The sequence below is a fragment of the Variovorax sp. LjRoot290 genome (assembly GCF_964253985.1).
Taxonomy (GTDB): domain Bacteria; phylum Pseudomonadota; class Gammaproteobacteria; order Burkholderiales; family Burkholderiaceae_C; genus Variovorax.
In genome coordinates this window covers 5,360,160-5,382,422 of sequence record NZ_CAXURW020000001.1, presented here as the reverse complement: position 1 = coordinate 5,382,422, position 22,263 = coordinate 5,360,160, and the positions used below count along the sequence as shown (strand labels likewise).

Annotated in this window: 23 protein-coding genes; 11 read left to right on the top strand and 12 right to left on the bottom strand. The window is 67.4% G+C overall.

Going from position 1 to position 22,263, the window contains the following annotated elements:
- Positions 1-12 precede the first annotated feature (12 nt).
- The 9 genes from ACSQ9A_RS26575 to gshB all read left to right on the top strand — a co-directional run bounded on the left by ACSQ9A_RS26575 (position 13) and on the right by gshB (position 10,722).
- Positions 13-474: an ExbD/TolR family protein gene (locus ACSQ9A_RS26575; RefSeq protein WP_093109946.1), complete on the top strand. Its 462-nt coding sequence runs from the start codon at positions 13-15 to the stop codon at positions 472-474.
- Between the two features lie 65 nt (positions 475-539).
- The gene (gene leuS / locus ACSQ9A_RS26570) at positions 540-3,203 is read left to right on the top strand and encodes a leucine--tRNA ligase (protein WP_436305886.1); all 2,664 of its coding nucleotides are present in this window, start codon (positions 540-542) and stop codon (positions 3,201-3,203) included.
- Between the two features lie 8 nt (positions 3,204-3,211).
- The gene (locus tag ACSQ9A_RS26565) at positions 3,212-3,736 is read left to right on the top strand and encodes an LPS assembly lipoprotein LptE (RefSeq protein WP_436305885.1); all 525 of its coding nucleotides are present in this window, start codon (positions 3,212-3,214) and stop codon (positions 3,734-3,736) included.
- Positions 3,736-4,797 carry a DNA polymerase III subunit delta gene (holA, locus tag ACSQ9A_RS26560; RefSeq protein WP_436305884.1) on the top strand — a complete coding sequence of 354 codons (1,062 nt, stop codon included), beginning with the start codon at positions 3,736-3,738 and terminating at the stop codon, positions 4,795-4,797. The genes ACSQ9A_RS26565 and holA overlap by 1 nt, the downstream gene beginning before the upstream one ends.
- Before the next feature lie 82 nt (positions 4,798-4,879).
- Positions 4,880-6,172 (top strand): glutamate-5-semialdehyde dehydrogenase, encoded by a 1,293-nt coding sequence (locus ACSQ9A_RS26555; protein WP_093109950.1) that lies wholly within the window; start codon positions 4,880-4,882, stop codon positions 6,170-6,172.
- Between the two features lie 104 nt (positions 6,173-6,276).
- Positions 6,277-7,575, top strand: a complete 1,299-nt coding sequence (gene gshA, locus ACSQ9A_RS26550; protein WP_436305883.1) for a glutamate--cysteine ligase — start codon at positions 6,277-6,279, stop codon at positions 7,573-7,575.
- 156 nt (positions 7,576-7,731) lie between these two features.
- Positions 7,732-9,600, top strand: coding sequence for a potassium transporter Kup (locus ACSQ9A_RS26545; protein ID WP_436305882.1), 1,869 nt, complete (start codon positions 7,732-7,734; stop codon positions 9,598-9,600).
- Between the two features lie 16 nt (positions 9,601-9,616).
- The gene (locus tag ACSQ9A_RS26540) at positions 9,617-9,781 is read left to right on the top strand and encodes a hypothetical protein (RefSeq protein WP_436305881.1); all 165 of its coding nucleotides are present in this window, start codon (positions 9,617-9,619) and stop codon (positions 9,779-9,781) included.
- Entirely contained in the window at positions 9,781-10,722 is a 942-nt protein-coding gene (gshB, locus tag ACSQ9A_RS26535) for a glutathione synthase (protein ID WP_436305880.1), read from the top strand. Before ACSQ9A_RS26540 ends, gshB begins: the two co-directional genes overlap by 1 nt.
- 54 nt (positions 10,723-10,776) lie before the next feature.
- Here gshB and ACSQ9A_RS26530 read toward each other — a convergent pair whose 3' ends face one another.
- Both ACSQ9A_RS26530 and ACSQ9A_RS26525 read right to left on the bottom strand, forming a co-directional pair.
- Positions 10,777-11,541 carry a class II glutamine amidotransferase gene (locus ACSQ9A_RS26530; protein ID WP_436305879.1) on the bottom strand — a complete coding sequence of 255 codons (765 nt, stop codon included), beginning with the start codon at positions 11,539-11,541 and terminating at the stop codon, positions 10,777-10,779.
- 3 nt (positions 11,542-11,544) lie between these two features.
- Positions 11,545-12,996 carry an MFS transporter gene (locus tag ACSQ9A_RS26525; RefSeq protein WP_436305878.1) on the bottom strand — a complete coding sequence of 484 codons (1,452 nt, stop codon included), beginning with the start codon at positions 12,994-12,996 and terminating at the stop codon, positions 11,545-11,547.
- A 124-nt stretch (positions 12,997-13,120) separates the two neighbouring features.
- Between ACSQ9A_RS26525 and ACSQ9A_RS26520 the strand changes: the two genes are divergently transcribed.
- On the top strand, positions 13,121-14,416 hold the full coding sequence (locus tag ACSQ9A_RS26520) for a zinc-binding metallopeptidase family protein (protein WP_436305877.1): 1,296 nt from the start codon (positions 13,121-13,123) through the stop codon (positions 14,414-14,416).
- Here the strand turns inward: ACSQ9A_RS26520 and ACSQ9A_RS26515 are convergent.
- The 8 genes from ACSQ9A_RS26515 to ACSQ9A_RS26480 form a co-directional block, all read right to left on the bottom strand.
- The gene (locus tag ACSQ9A_RS26515; RefSeq protein WP_093109957.1) at positions 14,352-14,615 is read right to left on the bottom strand and encodes a cysteine-rich CWC family protein; all 264 of its coding nucleotides are present in this window, start codon (positions 14,613-14,615) and stop codon (positions 14,352-14,354) included. The genes ACSQ9A_RS26520 and ACSQ9A_RS26515 overlap by 65 nt on opposite strands.
- A complete protein-coding gene (locus ACSQ9A_RS26510) occupies positions 14,612-15,868 on the bottom strand; it encodes a 6-phosphofructokinase (protein WP_093109958.1) in 1,257 nt (418 codons plus the stop codon). Before ACSQ9A_RS26510 ends, ACSQ9A_RS26515 begins: the two co-directional genes overlap by 4 nt.
- Positions 15,869-15,879: 11 nt before the next feature.
- Positions 15,880-16,269 carry a helix-turn-helix domain-containing protein gene (locus ACSQ9A_RS26505; protein WP_093109959.1) on the bottom strand — a complete coding sequence of 130 codons (390 nt, stop codon included), beginning with the start codon at positions 16,267-16,269 and terminating at the stop codon, positions 15,880-15,882.
- A gap of 3 nt (positions 16,270-16,272) precedes the next feature.
- A complete protein-coding gene (locus tag ACSQ9A_RS26500; protein ID WP_436306370.1) occupies positions 16,273-16,575 on the bottom strand; it encodes a type II toxin-antitoxin system HigB family toxin in 303 nt (100 codons plus the stop codon).
- Positions 16,576-16,622: 47 nt separating this feature from the next.
- Positions 16,623-17,786: an acyl-CoA dehydrogenase family protein gene (locus ACSQ9A_RS26495; protein ID WP_093109961.1), complete on the bottom strand. Its 1,164-nt coding sequence runs from the start codon at positions 17,784-17,786 to the stop codon at positions 16,623-16,625.
- Positions 17,783-18,583: an enoyl-CoA hydratase-related protein gene (locus tag ACSQ9A_RS26490; protein WP_093109962.1), complete on the bottom strand. Its 801-nt coding sequence runs from the start codon at positions 18,581-18,583 to the stop codon at positions 17,783-17,785. The genes ACSQ9A_RS26495 and ACSQ9A_RS26490 overlap by 4 nt, the downstream gene beginning before the upstream one ends.
- The gene (locus ACSQ9A_RS26485) at positions 18,583-19,761 is read right to left on the bottom strand and encodes an acetyl-CoA C-acetyltransferase (RefSeq protein ID WP_436305876.1); all 1,179 of its coding nucleotides are present in this window, start codon (positions 19,759-19,761) and stop codon (positions 18,583-18,585) included. The genes ACSQ9A_RS26490 and ACSQ9A_RS26485 overlap by 1 nt, the downstream gene beginning before the upstream one ends.
- Positions 19,762-19,885: 124 nt before the next feature.
- On the bottom strand, positions 19,886-20,203 hold the full coding sequence (locus ACSQ9A_RS26480) for a DUF2917 domain-containing protein (protein ID WP_436305875.1): 318 nt from the start codon (positions 20,201-20,203) through the stop codon (positions 19,886-19,888).
- Between the two features lie 82 nt (positions 20,204-20,285).
- Between ACSQ9A_RS26480 and ACSQ9A_RS26475 the strand changes: the two genes are divergently transcribed.
- Positions 20,286-21,218 carry a LysR substrate-binding domain-containing protein gene (locus ACSQ9A_RS26475; protein WP_436305874.1) on the top strand — a complete coding sequence of 311 codons (933 nt, stop codon included), beginning with the start codon at positions 20,286-20,288 and terminating at the stop codon, positions 21,216-21,218.
- 3 nt (positions 21,219-21,221) lie between these two features.
- On the opposite strand, the gene ACSQ9A_RS26470 is transcribed toward ACSQ9A_RS26475, so the two are convergent.
- Positions 21,222-21,827 carry a L,D-transpeptidase gene (locus tag ACSQ9A_RS26470; protein ID WP_436305873.1) on the bottom strand — a complete coding sequence of 202 codons (606 nt, stop codon included), beginning with the start codon at positions 21,825-21,827 and terminating at the stop codon, positions 21,222-21,224.
- Between the two features lie 76 nt (positions 21,828-21,903).
- The gene (locus ACSQ9A_RS26465; RefSeq protein WP_436305872.1) at positions 21,904-22,203 is read right to left on the bottom strand and encodes a proteophosphoglycan ppg4; all 300 of its coding nucleotides are present in this window, start codon (positions 22,201-22,203) and stop codon (positions 21,904-21,906) included.
- Positions 22,204-22,263 lie beyond the last annotated feature (60 nt).

Below are 22,263 nucleotides of genomic sequence, written 5' to 3'. Positions count from 1 at the left end.
GGCACAGAACCCATGGCCTTCGGTCGCACCTCGCTCGGCAGCACCGCCACCGGCGGGCGGGCGATCGGCGCCGGCGGGCAGCGGCCGCTGTCGGACATCAACGTCACGCCGCTGGTGGACGTGATGCTGGTGCTGCTGGTGATCTTCATCATCACCGCCCCGTTGATGGCCAGCTCGATCAAGCTCGACCTGCCGCGCACCGACGCCGGCCAGCCCGCCGACACGCCCAAGTTCGTGAGTCTCGCGGTGGATGCGGAGGGCAAGGTCTTCCTCAACGACCAGGCCGTGAGTGTCGAGGAGCTCGCGGCCGGCCTCGAGAAGGCCGCCGCCGCCAACCGCGACACCGAGGTCCAGCTGCGCGCCGACCAGACCGTGCCCTACGGCAAGGTGGTCGAGTTGATGGGCATCGCGAACAAGGCGGGGCTGAGCCGCATCGGCTTCGTGACCGAAGCGCCGGCCACCAGGAAGCCTTGAGCTTCCTCACCCGCGATAATCCGCATTCCCCGGCCGCCTGATGCCGGGCTGTTGCCCCAAGCCCAATGAACCCCAGCTACAAACCCAGCGACGTCGAGTCCGCTGCCCAGGCCGCCTGGACGGCGGCCGATGCCTACCGCGTGACCGAGGACGCGCGCAAGAAGAAGTACTACGCCTGCTCGATGCTGCCGTATCCCAGCGGCAAGCTGCACATGGGCCACGTGCGCAACTACACGATCAACGACATGCTCACGCGCTACCTGCGCATGAGCGGCTACAACGTGCTGATGCCGATGGGCTGGGACGCCTTCGGCCTGCCGGCCGAGAACGCGGCGCTCAAGAACGGCGTGCCGCCGGCCCAATGGACCTACGAGAACATCGGCTACATGAAGAGCCAGCTCCAGGCCATGGGGCTGGCGATCGACTGGAGCCGCGAGATCGCCACCTGCGACCCCAGCTATTACAAGTGGAACCAGTGGCTGTTCCTGAAGATGCTCGAAAAAGGCATCGCTTACCGCAAGACCCAGCTGGTCAACTGGGATCCGGTCGACCAGACCGTGCTGGCCAACGAGCAGGTGATCGACGGCAAGGGCTGGCGCACCGGCGCCACGGTGGAGCGGCGCGAGATCCCGGGCTACTACCTCAAGATCAGCGACTACGCCGAAGAGTTGCTCGAGCACACCCAGCACAAGCTGCCGGGCTGGCCCGAGCGCGTGAAGCTGATGCAGGAGAACTGGATCGGCAAGAGCGAGGGCGTGCGCTTCGCCTTCCTGCACGACATCAAGGACGATCACGGCAAGCTGATCCAGGGCGGCCTCATGTACGTCTTCACGACGCGTGCCGACACCATCATGGGCGTGACCTTCTGCGCCGTGGCGCCCGAACATCCGCTGGCCGTGCATGCCGCGAAGAAAGACCCGAAAGTCGCCGCCTTCATCGAGGAATGCAAGAGCGGGGGCACCACCGAGGCCGAGCTCGCGACGCAGGAAAAGAAGGGCGTGCCCACCGGCCTCCACGTGCGGCACCCGATCACCGACGAGCCGATTCCGGTCTGGGTCGGCAACTATGTGCTGATCGGCTACGGCGACGGCGCCGTGATGGGCGTGCCCGCGCACGACGAGCGCGACTTCGCCTTCGCCAACAAGTACGGCATCGAGATCATCCAGGTCGTATTGGTCGACGACGAACCGCACTTCGACTACCACCGCTGGCAGGACTGGTATGCCGACAAGCAGCGCGGCGTGACCATCAACTCCGACAACTTCAGCGGCATGTCCTACGCCGAGGCGGTCAAGGCGGTGGCGCACGCGCTGGTCCAGAAGGGCCTGGGCGAGATGCAGACCACCTGGCGCCTGCGCGACTGGGGCGTGAGCCGCCAGCGCTACTGGGGCACGCCGATCCCGATCATCCATTGCGAGGAACACGGCGCGGTGCCGGTGCCCGAGAAGGACCTGCCGGTCGTGCTGCCCACCGACTGCGTGCCCGACGGCTCCGGCAACCCGCTGGCCAAGCATGAAGGCTTCCATGCCGGCGTGGCCTGCCCGGTCTGCGGCAAGCCGGCGCGGCGCGAGACCGACACGATGGACACCTTCGTCGACAGCGCCTGGTACTTCATGCGCTACTGCGACCCGAAGAACGACCAGGCCATGGTGGCCGAAGGCGCCGACTACTGGATGCCGATGGACCAGTACATCGGCGGCATCGAGCACGCGATCCTGCACCTGCTCTACGCGCGCTTCTGGACCAAGGTGATGCGCGACCTCGGTCTGGTGAAGATCGACGAGCCCTTCAGCAAGCTGCTCACGCAGGGCATGGTGCTCAACCACATCTTCTACCGGCGCACCGAGAAGGGGGCCAAGGAGTACTTCCCGCCTTCCGAGGTGACGCCCGTGCTCGATGCGCAGGGGCGCATCACCGGCGGCACCCTGGCCGACGGTATGAAGCTCGAATACGGCGGCGTCGGCAAGATGGGCAAGAGCGAGCGCAACGGCGTCGACCCGCAGGACCTGATCGAGAAGTACGGCGCCGACACCGCGCGCCTCTACACCATGTTCACCGCGCCGCCCGAGGCCACGCTGGAGTGGAACGATGCGGCTGTGGAAGGCAGCTACCGTTTCCTGCGCCGGGTCTGGAACTTCGGGGTAGCGCTCGAAGCGGCGACCGTCAGCGCCGCGGAGAGCGCGGAGATCGAGATCGACGCGATCGACCCGCGCTCGGCCTTCGGCAAGGAGGCCAAGGCGCTGCGCCGCGAGGTCCATACCGTGCTGCGCCAGATCGACTACGACTACCAGCGCATGCAATACAACACCGTGGTGTCGGGCGCGATGAAGCTCCTGAATGCGCTGGAGGGCTTCAAGTCCGACGGCAGCACGGGCGACCGCGCGGCCGTGCGCGAAGGCTTCGGCATCCTGATGCGCTGCCTCTACCCGGCCACGCCGCACATCACGCACGCACTGTGGCATCAGCTGGGCTACGACAAACTGCACGGCCCGCTGCTCGACGCGCCCTGGCCGGTGGTCGACGTGGTCGCGCTGGAGCAGGACGAGATCGAGCTCATGCTGCAAGTCAACGGCAAGCTGCGCGGCTCGCTGCGCGTGCCGGCCAATGCCTCGAAGCAGGAGATCGAGAAGATCGCGCTCGCGAGCGAGGTGCTGGCCAAGCATGCCGAGGGCGCCGTGCCCAAGCGCGTGGTCGTGGTGCCCGGGCGGCTGGTCAACGTGGTGGTATGAAGGAAAGCATGAATACACGCACCCGGTCTCAGCGCCTCCTGCCGCGTCGCGGCTTTCTCGCCCTTGCCGCGGCGGCCTCGCTTGGGGTCGGGGGCTGCGGCTTCGAGCTGCGCCGTGCGCCGATCTTCGCGTTCAAGACGCTGGCGGTGCCGGGCAGCTCGGCTTTCGTGAACGATCTTCGGCGCCAGATCCGCGCCGCCGGCACCGTCGAGCTGATTCCGGCCGACAAGCTCGACACGGCCGAAGCGGTGCTCGACATCCTTGCCGAAAACCGCGAGCGCATCGTGCTCTCCACCAATTCGGCCGGCCAGGTGCGCGAGCTCCAGCTGCGCCTGACGATGCGCTTCAGGCTGCGCACGCCGGGCGGCAAGGAACTGCTGCCACCGACCGAGATCCAGCAGCAGCGCGACATCACCTACAACGAAACCGCGGCGCTGGCGAAGGAAAGCGAAGCGGAGCTGCTGTTCCGCGACATGCAGAGCGACATCGCCCAGCAGACGATGCGGCGGCTGGGCGCGGTGAAGAGCCTCTGATGCAGCTCGGCCCCGCGCAGCTGGAAGCCCATCTGCAGAAGGGCATCAAGCCGCTCTACACCATCCACGGCGACGAGCCGCTGCTCGCGCAGGAGGCGGCTGACGCGATCCGCGCAGCGGCACGAACGCAGGGCTACACCGAGCGCAGCTCGTACACCGTGGCCGGCGCGCATTTCGACTGGAGCGCGGTGCTCGCCGCGGGCGGGTCGCTGAGCCTGTTCGCCGACCGGCAGATCGTCGAAATCCGCATCCCCTCGGGCAAGCCGGGCAAGGACGGCAGCGTCGCGCTGCAGCAGATCGCCGAGGCCGCGCAGGGCAACGACAGCACCCTCACGCTGGTGATGCTGCCGCGCCTGGACAAGGCCACGCGCACCGGCGCCTGGTTCTCGGCGCTGGAGAACAACGGCATCAGCCTGCAGATCGAGAGCATTGAGCGCGCCGCGCTGCCGCAGTGGATCGCGCAGCGGCTCGCGCAGCAGGGCCAGCGCGTGAGAGGCGGCGAGGAAGGCCAGCGCACGCTGCAGTTCTTCGCCGACCGCGTGGAAGGCAACCTGCTCGCCGCGCACCAGGAAATCCAGAAGCTCGCGCTGCTGCATCCCGAGGGCGAGCTGTCGTGGGAGCAGGTCGAAGGCGCGGTCAACAACGTCGCGCGCTACGACGTGTTCAAGCTCTCCGAAGCCGTGCTCGGCGGCAATCCGCAGCGCGTCGCGCGCATGCTCGACGGCCTGCAGGCCGAAGGCGAGGCCGAGGTGCTGGTGCACTACACGCTGGCCGAGGACATCCGGGCGCTGAAGCGCGTCAAGGACGCGATGGCCGCCGGCCGGCCGCTGCCCATGGCGCTGCGCGAGAACCGCATCTGGGGCCCGCGCGAGCGCGCCTTCGAGCGCGTGCTGCCGCGGCTGGACGATCGTGCGCTGGCCCGCATGCTGCACGCCGCGCACATCGTGGACGGCATCGTCAAGGGCCTGAAGCAGCCCGACTGGCCGGCCGGCGGCTGGCAGGCGCTGCAGCGGCTGGCGCTGATGCTGTGCCGTGCCTGCGCGGCGCCGGCCCGGGGCTGAGCGCGCGATCGTTCCTCTTTCGCGAACCCCGCGTTTCCACGCATTGCCGCCCTGCCCGCAGCCCGCGTGGGAAAATGGGCGGATGAACGCGTTCAACGTCAACGAACACATGCAGACCCTGGGGCTGCAGGCCAAGGCGGCCGCCGCCCTGATGGCCAAGGCCTCCGCGGCCACCAAGAACAAGGCGCTCAAGGCGCTGGCACGGCGCCTGCGCGAGAGGGCGGAGGGCCTGGCCCCGGCCAATGCGCGCGACATCGAGCGCGCTGTCGCGGCCGGCCTCTCGGCCCCGATGGTCGACCGGCTCAAGCTCACGCCGAAGGTCATCGAGACCGTGGCGCTGGGCTGCGAACAGCTCGCCGCGATGCCCGACGTGATCGGCGAAGTCATCGGCATGAAGCAGCAGCCCAGCGGCATCCGCGTCGGCCAGATGCGGGTGCCGATCGGCGTCTTCGGCATGATCTACGAGAGCCGGCCCAACGTGACCATCGAGGCCGCGAGCCTCGCGATCAAGAGCGGCAACGCGGCGATCCTGCGCGGCGGCTCGGAGGCGATCGAGTCGAACAAGGCGCTCGCGCTGCTGGTGTCGGAGGCGCTGGCCGAGGCGGGCCTGCCGGTCGAGGCGGTGCAGCTGGTGCAGACCACCGACCGCGAGGCGGTGGGGCAGCTGATCGCGATGCCCGAGTTCGTCGACGTGGTCATCCCGCGAGGCGGCAAGGGCCTGATCGAGCGCATCAGCCGCGAGGCCAAGGTGCCGGTCATCAAGCACCTGGACGGCAACTGCCACGTCTTCGTGGACGACACGGCCGAGCTCGACATGGCGGTCAAGATCGTCGACAACGCCAAGACGCAGAAGTACAGCCCCTGCAATGCGGCCGAGGGCCTGCTGGTGGCGGCCTCGATGGCCGAGAGCTTCCTGCCGGAGATCGGCGCGATCTTCGCGGCCAAGGGGGTGGAGATGCGCTGCGACCCCGCAGCGGCGCGCATCCTGCGCGCCGACGGTGCGCTCCCGCCGGGCGCCCGAGTGGTGGACGCGGTCGAGTCCGACTGGTCTGAGGAGTACCTGGCCGCCGTCATCAGCATCAAGGTGGTCGCGGGCGTGGACGAAGCCATCGCGCACATCAACCGCTATTCGAGCCACCACACCGACGCCATCGTCACGCGCGACCACATGCACGCCCAGCGCTTCCTGCGCGAGGTCGACTCGGCCAGCGTGATGGTGAACGCGAGCACGCGCTTTGCCGACGGCTTCGAGTTCGGGCTCGGGGCCGAGATCGGCATCAGCACCGACAAGTTCCATGCGCGCGGGCCGGTCGGCATCGAGGGGCTCACCTCGCTCAAGTACGTGGTGCTGGGCCAGGGCGAAGTGCGGAGCTGAAGGTGGCGCGGATCGGGGCAGCGCTTGTCATCCGCCCCAGCGCCCCCAAATCCTACAATTCCACTCCACCTTTCGTCGCAGAACACGCATAACAAGGCCGTCGCATGGTTCCCCATCTCGTCACCGCCCTGACCGGCCCCATCAACGAACTCGAACAACGCGTTCTCGACTCCACGCCGGCCATCGAGCGCTGGTTCCGGCTCGAATGGATGGAGCACACGCCGCCCTTCTACAGCTCGGTCGATATCCGCAATGCCGGCTTCAAGCTGGCGCCAGTGGACACCACCCTCTACCCTGGCGGCTGGAACAACCTGACCGATGACATGCTGCCGCTGGCGGTGCAGGCCGCGCAGGCCGCGATCGAGAAGATCTGCCCCGAAGCGCGCAACCTGCTGGTGATCCCGGAAAACAATGCGCGCAGCACCTTCTACCTGGCCAACGTGGCCCGGCTGGTGCGGATTTTTCATATGGCGGGGCTCAATGTGCGCGTGGGCTCGATCGATCCGGCGATCAAGTCGCCCAAGAAGATCGAGTTGCCGAACGGCGAGACCGTGTGCCTGGAGCCCGTGGTGCGCGGCAAGCGGCGCCTGGGGCTCAAGCATTTCGACCCCTGCACCATCCTGCTCAACAACGACCTCGCGGCCGGCACGCCCGGCATCCTGGAAGACCTGCACGAGCAGTACCTGCTGCCGCCGCTGCATGCCGGCTGGTCGGTACGCCGCAAGAGCAACCACTTCCACAGCTACGAGGAAGTTTCCAAGCGCTTCGGCAAGCTGTTGGGCATCGACCCCTGGCTGATCAACCCGATGTACGCGCGCGCCGGCGGCGTCGATGTCGCCGAGGGCCAGGGGATGGACGTGCTGACCAGCCACGTGGACGCGCTGCTCACCAAGATCCGGCGCAAGTACAAGGAATACGGCATCAACGAGAAGCCCTTCGTGGTCGTCAAGGCCGACAACGGCGCCCATGGCATGGGTGTCATGACGGTGCGCGACGTCAAGGATCTCGAGGCCTTCGGCCGCAGGCCGCGCAACAACAAGACCGGCACCGCCAGCGAAGCCCAGGAGCCGGGCGATGTGATCGTGCAGGAAGGCGTGCTGACCAACGAGCGCGTGCACAACGGCGTCGCCGAGCCGGTGGTCTACATGATGGACCGCTACGTGGTCGGCGGCTTCTACCGGGTGCATGCCGAGCGCAGCCCCGACGAGAACCTCAACCTGCCGGGTGCGAGCTTCGTGCCCTTGGCATTTTCGGAGAGTGCGCACTTACCGCAACCGGGCGCCAAGCCCGGCGCGAGCGCCCCGAATCGCTTCTACATGTACGGCGTGATCGGACGGCTGGCCATGGTGGCGGCCAGCTACGAGCTCGAGGCGACCGATCCGGACGCCGAAATCTACGAATGATTTCGTAGTACGGGTTGCGGGGCCTTCCGGCGGCGGCAAAATAGCGACCCCACAGCAACGCAAACAAGAGGGCGGAAGGCGACGCGGCGGCTGCACCCAGCTGCCCAGGCGCCCGGGCGTGCAGCGTCACGCCGGACACCCTTTTTCATCGACTCCGTGTCCCCCACCAAATCTTCCTCTACCGCGCTGATCCTTGCGGCCATCGGTGTCGTCTATGGCGACATCGGCACCAGCGTTCTGTATGCGGTCAAGGAGGTGTTCGGCCACGGCCACGTTCCCTTCACGGTCGAGAACGTCTACGGCATCCTGTCGATGTTCTTCTGGACCTTGACGGTGATCGTCTCGCTCAAGTACGTGGTGCTGGTCCTGCGGGCCGACAACGAGGGCGAGGGCGGCCTGGTCGCGATGCTGGCACTGGCCTCGCAGGCGGTGGTCGACAAGCCCCGCCTGCGCCACGTGCTGCTGATGGTCGGCATCTTCGGCACCTCGCTCTTCTACGGCGACGGCGTCATCACGCCGGCCATCTCGGTGCTGTCGGCGGTCGAGGGCCTGGAGGTGGTGTCGCCGCACTTCAAGCACTACGTGATCCCGATCACGCTGGTGGTGCTGTTCTGCCTGTTCGCGCTCCAGAAGCACGGCACCACGGGCATCGGCCGCTACTTCGGCCCGATCACGCTGGTCTGGTTCTTCGCGATCGCGCTGCTGGGCGTGTGGCAGATCCTCGCCCATCCTGAAATCCTCAAGGCCATGAGCCCGCACTATGCGCTGCGCTTCATGTGGGACAACCCCGGCACCAGCTTCATCATCCTGGGTGCGACCGTGCTGTGCGTGACCGGTGCCGAGGCGCTCTACGCCGACCTCGGCCACTTCGGCAAGCGGCCGATCCGCGTCGCCTGGTTCTCGGTCGTGATGCCGGCGCTCACGCTCAACTACTTCGGCCAGGGCGCGCTGCTGCTGGAGAACCCGTCGGCGGTGAAGAATCCCTTCTACATGATGGCGCCCGAATGGGCCCTGATACCGCTGGTGCTGCTCGCCACCGCCGCCACGGTGATCGCGTCGCAGGCGCTCATCACCGGCGCCTTCAGCGTCACGCGGCAGGTGATCCAGCTCGGCTACCTGCCGCGTCTGAACATCGAGCACACCAGCGTGCGCACCGCGGGGCAGATCTACATTCCCTTCGTCAACTGGGGGCTGTTCGTCGCGATCGTGCTGGCGGTGGTCATGTTCCGCTCGTCGAGCAACCTGGCCGCGGCCTACGGCATCGCCGTGACCACCGACATGCTGATCACCACGGTGCTGACTTTCTTCGTGATCCGCTATGCCTGGAAGTACCCGTTGTGGCTGTGCATCGCCGCGACCGGCTGGTTCTTCGTGGTCGACTTCCTGTTCTTCGCCTCCAACCTGTTGAAGCTGTTCGAAGGCGGCTGGTTCCCGCTCCTGATCGGCGGGTCCATCTTCATGCTGATGCTGACCTGGAAGGAAGGCCGGCGCCTCATGGGCCAGATGCAGCTGGCCGAAGCCATCGACCTGCGCGGTTTCCTCGATTCGGTGTTCGTCAATCCGCCGGCGCGCGTCGACGGCACCGCGGTGTTCATGACCGCGGAGCCGGGCGTGGTGCCCAATGCGCTGCTGCACAACCTCAAGCACAACAAGGTGATGCACGAGCAGAACCTGTTCGTCACCGTGCGCAGCCACGAAGTGCCGTGGATTCCGATGGACAAGCGCATCGAGATGGAGCCGCTCGGGCATCACTGCTGGCAGGTGGTGGTGCACTACGGCTTCAAGAACGACGTCGACCTGCCGCGCGCGCTGGAGCATGCGCGGCTGCGCGGCTGCCAGCTCGAGCCCATGACGACCAGCTACTTTCTCTCGCGCGACGTGGTGATCCCCACGCTCGGCAGCGGCATGGCGCCCTGGCGCGAGAAGCTCTTCGCGCAGATGCACCACAACGCGAGCGGGGCGGCGGGCTTCCTCGGGCTGCCGAACAACGCGGTGGTCGAGCTCGGCTCGAAGATCGAGATCTAGGGCGTCGAGGCCGTCGATGCGATTCTTCGAGGACCTGAGCCTCTCGGCCATCCAGCAGATCGGCCGCGGCAAACCCTTCGCCGGCAAGGATATCGCAGCTGCCTGCAAGATCAAGCAAGACGCACGGGCCGCTTCTGCCGAAGCCGCCCCTTCCTCATCGATCGCCGGAAAGACATCCTGATGCACATCCTTTTCATCGCTGACCCGCTCGAGCAGTTCAAGATCTACAAGGACACCACCTTCTCGATGATGCGAGAGGCGCAGCGCCGCGGCTACACGCTCTCGGCCTGCGAGCCGCGGCACCTGAACTGGCAGCGCGGCCGGCCGGTCACCGCCAGGGTGCGCGAGATCATGCTGACCGGCGAGCAGGCATGGTTCCGCGAAGAGGCCGTGATCGAACGCCCGCTGCACGCCTTCGATGTGGTGCTGATGCGCAAGGACCCGCCCTTCGACGCCGAGTACATCTACGCCACTCACCTGCTCGAACAGGGTGAGCGCGAAGGCGCGCGCGTCGTCAACCGGCCGCGCGCGCTGCGCGACCATCCCGAGAAGCTCGCGATCATGGAGTTCGCCGAGTACACGACGCCCACGCTGGTCACGCGCGATCCGGCCGCGGTGCGCGCCTTCCATGCCGAGCACCAGGACATCATCCTGAAGCCGCTCGACGGCATGGGCGGCATGGGCATCTTCCGCGTCAAGGCCGACGGGCTGAACCTCGGCTCGATCGTCGAGACGCTCAACAAGAACGGCGCCGAAACCATCATGGTGCAGCGCTTCGTGCCCGAGATCGCGCAGGGCGACAAGCGCATCCTTGTGATCGGCGGCCAGGCCGTGCCGCACAGCCTGGCGCGCATTCCGCAGGGCACCGAGGTGCGCGGTAACCTCGCGGCCGGCGGCAAGGGCGTGGCGCAGCCGCTGACCGACCAGGACCGGCGCATCGCCGAAGCGATCGGACCGGTGCTCAACGAACGCGGGCTGCTCCTGATCGGGCTCGACGTGATCGGCGGCTCGCTGACTGAGATCAACGTGACCAGTCCGACTTGCTTCCAGGAAATCACCGAGCAGACCGGCTTCGACGTGCCGGCGATGTTCATCGATGCGTTGGAGGCGTACCTCCGCTAGCGCCTGGCCCGGCGCGCGCACCGCCTCGGCGAAGCCCGTGCGCGGCGCCCGAATTCAGCCGGCGCGCTGGCCGTCGACGAACACCGCGAGCTCGTTGGGCGCGAAGGCGGTCCAGGTCTCGTTGGTGGTCAGGGGCGCCGTCACCACCACCGCCACCCGGTCGTTCGGTGTGGTGTGCTGCGCGAAGTCGATGCTGAGGTCTTCGTCCGACAGCTCGGCCGTCACGAAAGGATGGCGTCGCTCGATGTACCAAAGGTTCGTCGAGGCGTGCGACCACAGCGCCTGCCCGTTCGAGAGCATGAAGTTGAAGGTGCCGTGGCGCGCGACGCGCGGCGCCAGCTCGCGCAGCGTGAGCGTCAGTTCCTCGACGCTCGGCACGTCGGCATGCGACTTGGCCATCTCCTGCATGATCCAGCAGAAGGCGTGCTCGCTGTCGGTATTGCCCACGGGATGAAAGTTGCCGTGCAGCCGCGGCCTGAAGTCCTTCAAGTCGCCGTTGTGCGCGAACACCCAGTAGCGGCCCCACAGCTCGCGCACGAAGGGGTGGCAGTTCTGCAGGTTCACCGCGCCCTGCGTGGCCTTGCGGATGTGCGCGATGACGTTGCGGCTCTGGATCGGGTAGCGCCGGATCAGCTCGGCCACCGGCGACTCGCAGGCCGGCTGGTGGTCGACGAAATGCCTGAGGCCGCGGTCCTCGAAGAAGGCGATGCCCCAGCCGTCGGCATGGTGGTCGGTGCGCCCGCCGCGCTGCGCGAAGCCCGTGAAGCTGAATGTCACGTCGGTCGGCGTGTTGCAGTTCATTCCGAGCAATTGGCACATGGGTCAATTAGAGCGCTTTTCGCGCAACTGCCAGGCCGCGCAGATCGCCAGCGCGCAGAGGCCGGCCAGCATCGCGAACACCTCGTCGAAGGCCGCCAACCGCGCCGGGCTGGTGGCCGTGTTGACCAGCGAATCGCCATGCACGGCCAGCCGCCATTCGAGCACGATCGCGCACAGGCTCACGCCGGCCGCGCCGCCCAGCATGCGCAGGAAGTTGATTGCGCTCGCGCCCTGAGGAATCAGCGGCTTGGCCAGCGGGCGCATCGAGCCCAGGTTGAGCGAGGGCAGGATGAAGCCCAGCCCGACGCGGCCGATGATCGCGAAGGCCACCAGCAGCCAGAGCGCGCTGTCGAGCCGCAGCAACAGCATCAGCGCGAAGGAGACGGCCAGGAGCGCGAGCCCGGTGCACACCAGCAGCCAGGTCGGGTGCCGGTCCGCGAGCCGGCCGACACCGGCAATGGTGAAGGCGAGCACGATGCCGGCCGGCAGCAGGATGGTGCCGACGTGCGAGGCCGAAAGCTGCAACCCGACCTGCATGTAGACCGGCAGCAGGTAGGTGGAGCCGAACAGCGCCGTGCCGTAGATGAAGGCGACCACGCTGCCCATCGCGAACTGCCGGTACTGGAACAGCGCCAGGTTCATCAGCGGCGTGCCGCCCGCGGCCGCGAGCCGCCGCTGCCAGCCCACGAAGGCGCCGAAGGCCACGACCGCGCCGACGAGCAGCGCCGCGGCCTGCAGCGGCGCGTCGCCGCGCAGCTCGACCAGCCCGTTCAGCAGGCACAAGGTGCCGGCGGTGCCCAGCGCGAGGCCGCCCCAGTCGAGCCCGCCGCTGCGCGCCGCCACCACGCCGCCGGGCGCCGTGGTCGGCACGAACTTGTAGGCCAGCCAGATCGAGGCGATGCAGAAAGGCACCACCATGAAGAAGATCGAGCGCCAGCCGAACAGGTCGACCAGCACGCCGCCGATGCTGGGGCCGATGGCCGGCGCCAGCACCACGCCCATGCCGAAGATGCCGGTTGCGCGGCCCTGCTCGTGGGGCTCGAAGGCGCGCAGGATGATGATGGCCGGGATCGGCTGCACCACGCCGGCCGCCAGGCCCTCGGCGACCCGCGCGATCAGCACCAGCGGGAAGTGGTTGGCCAGCCCGCCCGCGACGCCGCCGAGCAGCAGCAGCACCATGGTGCCGACATAGGTGCGGCGGTAGCCGTAGCGCGCGAGCAGCCAGGGCGTGGTCAACATCGACACCGTCATCGCGACCATGAAGCCCGAGCTGACCCACTGCGCGCGCTCCTGGCCCAGCGCGAAGTGGTGGCTCATGCCCGGGATCGCCACGTTGACGATGGTCGAGGACATGATCGATGCCATCACGCCCACCATCACGGAAAAGAGCAGCAGCCAGCGGTAGCGGGGCCCGTAGCGGCTGCTGAGGGATTGCGGCGGGAGCGTCGAGGTCATCGGGGGAGGCAGCCTGTTCGGGCCGTCCTACAAGGATATCGGGGTTTGCGCGCCGGTCCTGGCGCAGAGGCAGCCTTCACAATGGTCCGGCTGTCCCGCCCGAAATCCAAAAGAACACAGAGCCATGGAATCCCCCACCCCCGACGACAGCGGCCCCGCCGTCGAAGCCGAAGCCGCGCCCTCGCTCGCGGCCGAGCTCCAGGCGCCCACCGTCACCCGTGCCTACCAGTGCCAGTGCGGCCGCCCCGTGTTCCTGCGCAACAGCCAGTGCCTGGCCTGCCATACGCCGCTCGGCTTCGTGATCGAAAGCCTGGGCGTGGTGCCGCTCGCGCCCGCAACGTTTGAAGGCGCCGAGCCCGACACCTTCACCGTCTTCGGCGATGCCGGGGGCAAGACCTATCGCCGCTGCGCCAACCTGATGACCCCGGCCGCCTGCAACTGGATGGTGCCCGCGCCGCGCGAAGGTGACGACCCGGCCTTCCACACCGATGGCCTGGTGCCCGGCCTTTGTCTGTCATGCAGCGTCACGCGCACCATCCCCGACCTGTCGATCGAGAGCAATGGCGAACTGTGGCGCAAGCTCGAGCTGTCCAAGCGCCGGCTGATCTCGCAACTGCTGGCGCTGGGCCTGCCGGTCGTCACGCGCCTGACCGATCCGGTGCACGGCCTGGCCTTCGACTTCCTGAGCAACATGCCGGGCGGCCCGCATGTGATGACCGGCCACGAGATGGGCCTGATCACGCTCAACGCCGAAGAGGCCGAGGACGCAGTGCGCGAGCGCATCCGTGCCGAGATGCGCGAACCCTACCGCACGCTGGTCGGCCATTTCCGCCACGAGATCGGCCACTACTACTGGGACCTGCTGGTCTACCCGACGCCGTGGCTCGACAGTTTTCGCGAGCTCTTCGGCGACGAGCGGGCCGACTACGCGACGGCGCTGCGCAACCACTACGACAACGGCCCGCCGCCCGACTGGGCGAACCGCTACGTCACGAGCTATGCAAGCGCGCATCCGTGGGAAGACTGGGCCGAAACCTGGGCCCATTACCTGCACATGGCCGACACGGCGGACACGGCGAAGAGCTTCGGCGTCGATGCGCAGAACGTCGAAGTCACCAGCGACCTGTTCGAGCTCTCGGATCTCTGGCAGCCCGAACATCCCGGAGCGGCGAATTTCCTCGACTTCCTCAACGGCTGGGTGCGCCTCACCAATGTGCTCAACGAGCTGTCGCGCAGCATGGGCCAGCCCGACTACTACCCCTTCGTGCTGCCGCACGTGGCCGTGGGCAAGCTGCAGTTCATCCACGAGGTGATCGCCGAAGAGCGGGAGCGCGGCCGGCGGCCGCCGGCGCCCGTCAATCCTGAACCGCCGGCGCAGGAGCAGGATCAGCAGCAGTCGCAGCAACAGCGGCTGCAGTAGCGCAGCGCGCGCAGATGCAGGCGAGGCCGCGCATCTCTGCAGGGACGCGCGCGAGCACGGCGCGGTCGAAGTCGGTTTGCATGCACCAGCAAGGCGGCTGCACTTGGCCGGTCTCGCGCTCGATCTCCATCGCGCAGCGGTTCGCCTCGCCGCACAGAGGGCAACGCGAAGGATCGGGCCGTGCAGCTGCGGCGTTCATTTGGCGATCTCGAAGGCCGGCAGCTTCTTCGCGACCACGTGGTTCTGCAGCGTCACGTAGACCGGCAGCCCGTCGCGGTAGGCCGGATAGTCCTCGCCCTGGATCAGCGGCAGCAGGTAGCTGCGGCACTTGTCGGTGATGCCGTAGCCGTCGGCCGAGATGAAGTCGCGCGGCATGAACTTCTCGGTGTTGGCCACCTGGTCGAGCGGCGCGCTGCCGATGCGGTAGGCATAGGGCGAGTCGGAGGTCCGATCGATGGTCGGCATCACCGAGTTCTTGCCTTCGAGTGCCAGCTCGACCGCGCGCTGCCCGAGCTCATAGGCCTGCCGCGCGTCGGTGGCTGAGGCGATGTGGCGCGCCGAGCGCTGCAGATAGTCGGCCACCGCCCAGTGGAATTTGTAGTCCAGCGCCTCCTTGACCATCTGCGCCACCACAGGCGCCGCGCCGCCGAGCTGCGCATGGCCGAAGGCATCCTTGGTGCCCTGCTCGGCGAGGAAGGTGCCGTCGGGATGGTGGCAGCCTTCCGACACCACCACCGTGCAATAGCCATGGTGCTTGACCAGCGCATCGACGCGCGCCAGGAAGGCCGGCTGGTCGAAGGGAATCTCGGGGAACAGGATCACGACAGGAATGCCGTGGTCCGCCGCCAGGCCGCCGGCCGCCGCGATCCAGCCCGCGTGGCGGCCCATCACCTCGAGCACGAACACCTTGGTGGAGGTGGCGGCCATCGAGCGCACGTCCAGCGAGGCTTCGAGCGTGGACACCGCGACGTACTTGGCGACCGAGCCGAAGCCCGGGCAGCAGTCGGTGAGCGGCAGGTCGTTGTCGATGGTCTTCGGCACATGGATCGCCTGCAGCGGGTAGCCGAGCGAAGCGGACAGCTGGCTCACCTTGAAGCAGGTGTCGGCCGAATCGCCGCCGCCGTTGTAGAAGAAGTAGCCGATGCCGTGCGCCTTGAAGACCTCGATCAAGCGCTCGTACTCGCGCCGGTTCTTTTCCAGCGACTTGAGCTTGTAGCGGCAGGAACCGAAAGCGCCCGCGGGCGTGGAGCGCAGCGCCGCGATCGCCTCGGCCGACTCCAGGCTGGTATCGATCAGCTCCTCGGCGAGCGCGCCGAGAATGCCGTTGCGTCCGGCGTAGACGGTGCCGATTCGATCGGCGTGCCGGCGCGCCGTTTCGATCACGCCGCAGGCCGAGGCGTTGATGACCGAAGTGACGCCGCCGGACTGGGCATAGAAGGCATTGGTGGGCATGACGCGGGCTCCTATGCGGCAAGCGAGAACTTGTCGTCGTTTTCGGTTTGGATCAATACCTCAGCTGGAATGCCGAGCCCCTTGTGGATTCGACGAATCATCCTCAAGGTCAAGGGACGTTTGTGATTGAGGACTTCGTACACGCGATTCAACTGCCCGATGAAAGGCTCAAGATCCTTCGCCGAGAGGCCCTGCTGCTCCATTCGGAACTTGATCGCCTCGATCGCGTCCGGCGGGTCGATCGGGTGATTTTTCGATTCATAGCTCTGGATCAATGCCAGCAACACTTCGAAGCGATCGGCGTCCTCCGTGCCCGGCGCCGGCTCCTGATCGAAGTACGGCGACACCGCCTTCAGTGTGGCCTTGTAATCAGCTTCGGTTCGGATGGGTCGGATGTCCATGGACTACTCCACTTCAATAGTTTGGGCATCGATTCGGTCATATTCCGAATGCGTGCCGATGAATTTGACGTAAACGGCCTCGTATCTGTAAGCGATGGCAGCGATAAGGCGGTAGTCATTGCCCTTGATGTTGAAAACGACCCGGTTGCTTCCAACAAAGCGAGCACTGCGATAGCGGTCCTTGATGTCCTGCGGTGTCTTCCAAACTGCCGCCTTGGCCTCTTCATGCCAAGCCTTCAACGGCTGTTCCGAGGCGGGGTGGCGCACCCAAAAGTCCCTCAAGTACTTCAGCGAAATGATCCGCATCGCGGTCAAGGTTAGTCCCAAATTGGGACTAAAACAAGCGCTTCCCCTCAGCGCCCCGGCAACCCCATCGCCCGCGTGATCACCTCTTTCATGATCTCGTTGGTGCCGCCGTAGATGCGCTGCACTCGCGCATCGGCGTAGGCGCGCGTCACCGGGTACTCCCACATGTAGCCATAGCCGCCGTGCAGTTGCACGCACTCGTCCATCACCTTGCACTGCAGGTCGGTGGTCCAGTACTTGGCCATGCTCGCGGTCGCGGTGTCGAGTTTTTCCTGCATCAGGAGCTCGATGCACTTGTCGACGAAGACCTGCGCTACCTGCACCTCGGTCTGCAGCTCGGCCAGCGTGTAGCGCGTGTTCTGATACGCCGCCACGGGTTGGCCGAAGACCTTGCGCTCCTTCACATAGGCCACGGTGTGCTCGATCGCGGCCTGCGCAGCGGCCACCGCGCTGATCGCGATCTGCAGCCGCTCCCACGGCAGCTGCTCCATCAGGCAGACGAAGCCGCGGTTCTCCTGCGCCGCGCCGCCGAGCAGCGCCTCGGCCGGCAGGCGCACGTCGTTGAAGAACAGTTCCGAGGTGTCCTGCGCCTTCAGGCCCAGCTTCTTGAGACGCTGGCCCTTTTCGAAGCCAGCCATGCCGCGCTCCACCAGGAACAGGCTGGTGCCCTTGGCGCCGCCTGCGGGGTCGGTCTTGGCGACCACGATCACGAGGTCCGCATGCCAGCCGTTGGTGATGAAGGTCTTGCTGCCGTTCATCAGGTAGCTGCCGTCGGGCTGCTGGATGGCGGTGGTGCGCACGGCCTGCAGGTCGCTGCCGGCGGCCGGCTCGCTCATCGCAATGGCGCCGATCATCTCGCCGCTCGCGAGCTTCGGCAGGTAGTTCTTCTTCTGTGCCTCGGTGCCGTAGCGCAGGATGTAGGGCGCCACGATCTCGCTGTGCAGCCCGAAGCCGATGCCGGTGAAGCCGCGCGCCCAGAGCTCCTCGAACTGGATCACCGAATAGAGCAGGTCGGCGCCCGCACCGCCGTATTCGTCGGGCAGCGCCATGCAGAGAAAGCCGTTCGCGCCGGCCTTGTTCCAGACCTCGCGCGCGACGTAGCCCTGCTCTTCCCAGGCCTCGTGGAAAGGCGCGATCTCCCTGTCCATGAAGCGGCGGAAGCTGTCGCGGAAGGCTTCGTGGTCGGGGCCGAAGAGGGTGCGTTCGATCATGACTCGCGGCCCGGAAAGGTGGGTGCACGTTTCTGCAGGAAGGCGCTCACGCCCTCGCCGAATTCGGGCCGGTTCAGGAGCTCGCGCTGGCGTTCGCTTTCGTAGCGCAGCTGCTCCGGCAGCGTATGCCGCGCCGAGGCCTCGAAGGCCTTGCGCGCTTCGAGCACCGCATGCGCGGGCAGGCGCGCCAGGCGCTCGGCAATCTGCTGCGCTTCGAGCAGCAGCAGATCGTCCTCGACGCAGGCCCAGATCAGGCCCCACTGCGCCGCGCGTTCCGCCGGCAGCCGCTCGTCGAGCAGGCTCATGCCCATCGCGTGCGCCGGGCCCACGAGGCGCGGGATGAACCAGGTGCAGCCCAGGTCGGGCACGATGCCCAGCTTGGGCAGGAAGGAGAGGTAGAAGTAGGCGCTCTTCGCCGCGAGGGTCACATCGCCCGCGAGCGCGAGACCGACCCCGGCGCCCGCCGCGGCGCCGTTGACCGCGCACACCACCGGCACCGGCAGCGCGCGCATCTCCTCGATCAGCGGGTTGCTGACCGATTGCATCCATTTCGCCGTCTGGTCGCCGAGCGTCTCGCCGGCTTCGGGCGCGCGCATCGCGCTCAGGTCCGCGCCCACGCAGAAGGCCTTGCCGGCGCCGGTGAGCACGACGGCGCGCACGCTGCGGTCCTCGCGCACGCGGGCGAAGGCCCCACGCAGTTCGTGCTGAAGGTCGAGCGCGATCGGATTGAGTTTGTGTGGAAGGTTCAGCGTCAGCGTCGCTACGCTGTTTTCAAGATCCCAGAGGACGGTCGACATCAGAGTCTTTCGATGATCGTCACGTTGGCCATCCCGCCGCCCTCGCACATGGTCTGCAGCCCATAGCGCTTGCCGCGCTGTCCGAGCGCATGGATCAGCGTGGTCATGAGCTTGGTGCCCGAGGCGCCCAGCGGGTGGCCGAGCGCGATCGCGCCCCCGTTCACGTTGAGCTTCGCCGGGTCGGCGCCCAGGGTCTGCAGCCAGGCAAGCGGCACCGGCGCGAAGGCCTCGTTGACTTCGTAGAGATCGATGTCCTCGATCTTCATGCCGGCCTTCTTGAGCGCACGCGCGGTCGCGGGGATCGGCGCCTCCAGCATGATCACCGGGTCGTGGCCCAGCACGCTCATGTGGTGGATGCGTGCCAGGGGCTTCACGCCCAGTGATTTCAGGCCGCGCTCGTTGACCACCAGCAGCCCGCTCGCGCCGTCGCAGATCTGGCTTGCGGTGGCTGCGGTGCAGCGGCCGCCTTCGGCGATCAGCTTCACGCCCGCAATCGCTTCCAGCGTGGCATCGAAGCGGATGCCTTCGTCGATCGTGTGCATCTCGCCCGAGGCCGAGCCGTCGGCCAGCCGGATCTCGACCGCCAGGATCTCGTCCTTGAACAGGCCTTCGCGCGTCGCGGCAATGGCGCGCTTGTGGCTCTCCAGCGCATAGTGGTCGAGCGCATCCTTATCGATCCCGTACTTCTTCGCGATCATCTCCGCGCCGACGAACTGGCTGAACTCCACGCCCGGGTAGCGCCGCTGCATCCCGGGGCTGGCGTAGGTCCCGAGCCCCGCCTTGGCCGGCAGCGCATTGGGCGTGAACATCGGCACGCGCGTCATGCTCTCGACGCCGCCCGCGATCACCGCGTCCATGCTGCCCGCCATCACGGCCTGCGCCGCGAAGTGCAGCGCCTGCTGCGAGGAGCCGCATTGGCGGTCGACCGAGGTGCCCGGCACCGATTCGGGCAGCTTCGAGGCCAGCACCGCATTGCGCGCCACATTGCTCGCCTGCTCGCCGACCTGGCTCACGCAGCCGAGGATCACGTCCTCCACCGCGGCCGGGTCGATGCCGCTTTTCGCCACCAGCGCGTCGAGCACCTGCGCCGCCAGATCCGCCGGATGCCAGCCCGCGAGCTTGCCGCCGCGGCGGCCGCCTGCGGTGCGCGCGGCGGCCACGATGTATGCCTCTGCCATGTGAATTCCTTAGAAGAAAGTCGATGGCCGGCGCCTCCCAAGCAAAACGCCGTCCCGAGGGACGGCGTGCATCGGTGCATCCAGGGCCACGAGCGTCGATAGTTCTACGCTCGGGCCCCCATGGTCAAGCCGGGGACATCCCGTGGGGCCGGAGTCGCCAAGGCGACCGTTCGCGCGGCTTGGCCGAATGTGCCGGCAGCGCCGCCGGCCGCGAGCCGGAGACGGTGATGCACGACGGCTCCAGCGCCGACACCAACATGCGCCGGTGCGAATCGCCTTCGAAGCGCTCGCCGGGCTCCAGCACCACGTCGCGCGGATCGTTGTCGAGCGTGACCCAGACGGTGCCGCTGCGGCACTCGATGCCGACGCCGGCTGCGTCGGGCAGGGTGAAGATGGCGCGCTTCGCCAGGCTCAGGTGGAAGCGGCTGGTGTCGGTTGTCATGGCGGACTCCTTTGCATTCGGTATGAGAATGAATATAGTGAGTGAGTCCCTGTATGTCACACGGTCATCCGGAACTCGTTGCATGCGTGCTGAGAATGCGAAACTCTTTTCCGCCGCGGCCGACCTGCCGCCCCTGGAGCTGCTGCGCAGCTTCGAGGCGGCGGCGCGCACGCTGAGCTTCACCCAGGCGGCCGGCGAGCTTTTTCTCACCCAGTCGGCAGTCAGCCGCCAGATCCAGCAGCTCGAAGCCAGCCTCGGCGTGCTGCTGTTCGAGCGCCGCCATCGAGCGCTGGCGCTGACGGAGGCCGGCGGCGTATTGCAGCGCGCCGTGGTCGAAAGCCTGGAGCGGCTGCGCGACGCCACCGCGCGGCTGCGCGCCGCGCCGGCTCCGCGCCAGGTCGCGATCACCTGTACGCCGGGCTTCGCGTCCTTCTGGCTCATCCCGCGCCTGGCGCGCTTCACGGCCAACCATCCGCTGGTCGACGTGCGGCTCTCGGCCACGCTCGAAGTGCTCGACCTTGAGCGCAGCCGTCTCGACATCGCGGTGCGCTTCGTGCCGATCGAACGCGGCACCGGTCCCGCGCTGTTCGAGGAGTCGGTGATGCCCCTGTGCGCGCCGCAGGTGGCCGCCCTGCTGCGGGTGCCGGACGATCTGGCGGACCAGACCCTGCTGACCATCGAGATGCCGAAGCACAGCGAGGCGCCCACTGTCGATTGGGAACCCTGGTTCGAGGTGATGGGCCTGCCCGAACTGCGCATGAAGAACACCATGCGCTTCACCCAGTACACCGACGCGGTGGCGGCCGCCGTGGCTGGGCAGGGCGTGGTGATCGGCCGCCTGCCGCTGTTGCGCGAGCTGGTGCAGAGCGGGCAGTTGGTGGCGCCCTTCAGCGAAGGCGCTGCATCGCGTCGCGCCTACTTCATCGAGAGTTCGCGCCGCGCGGCCGGCAATGCCGACGCGCAAGATTTCGTGCGCTGGCTGCGCGCCGAGGCCGAGGCGGCGCAGCGCGCTTGAGGTTCAGCGCGCATGGGCCGCGAAGCTGAACAGGTCGGCGGCGGGAGCGGTCTCGGGCAGCACATAGACCAGGCCGCGCGAGGCACCGAGTGCAGGTTTCACATACGCGTCGTAGAAATCGGCCGGCACATTGATGCAGCCGTAGGAAATGCGGTTGTCGTCGACGCCGGGAGAAGCCAGGCGTTCGAGGCGGCGCTCGGACTTCTCGGTGGCGCGCACACGGTGCATCGACACGGCCGCGCCGTAGTCGACCCAGACGATGTCTTCGCCCTGCATGTTGCGCCCCGGCTCGGAGACGAAGCGGCCGGCCGGCGTGGTGCGCTCCTCGGGGCGTATCTCCGACATCTTGCGTTCGCCGATGCCCGGCACCGATCGATCGCCGCGGGCCAGGCCCAGCAGCACCGGCGCGTCGCCGCGCAGGCGGCCGTCGGCATCGAACACGAAAACTCTCGCGTTGCGCTTGTCCACGATCGCGAACGGCCGCTGGGCGCTGTCGCCCGTGGCCACCGCGCGCTGCGCGAACTGCGCGATCTCGGCGGGCGCATCCGCTGCTGCGACGGCAGCCGAGCAAGCCGCCAGACAAAGGACGAAAGAGGTGAAGCGCTTCAATGCGTCGACTCCGAATGGACTGAAAAAGCCGGGCATGCAGCCCGGCTCGTGGCGAAAAATGCTATCTCACAGCACCTCAGTTGCGGTCTGCGCGCGGCGGAGACATCGGTGCCGGCGTCGTGGTGTCGGTGCTGGGCGCGGGCATGGCTGCAGGTGCCTGGCTTTGGCTCGGGCTTGTGGTCGTGCCCGGGCTTGTCGGCGTCTGAGCTTGCGCCACGGAGGTGCCGGTCGAGCCCATCGGGCCGCCCGCGGGACTTTGCTGGCCGACGGCGGTGGCCGGATCGGGTGACGAAGTCGTCGGTGGCGTGGCCTGCGCAAAGGCAAAGCCGCTGGCGCCTAGCGCGAGGACGGCGAGAAGATGCTTGCGTGCGTTCATGCGATTACTCCTTGAGGACAGACTGAGGGTTCGATGGAATGCGCCGGCCCGAATGACCAG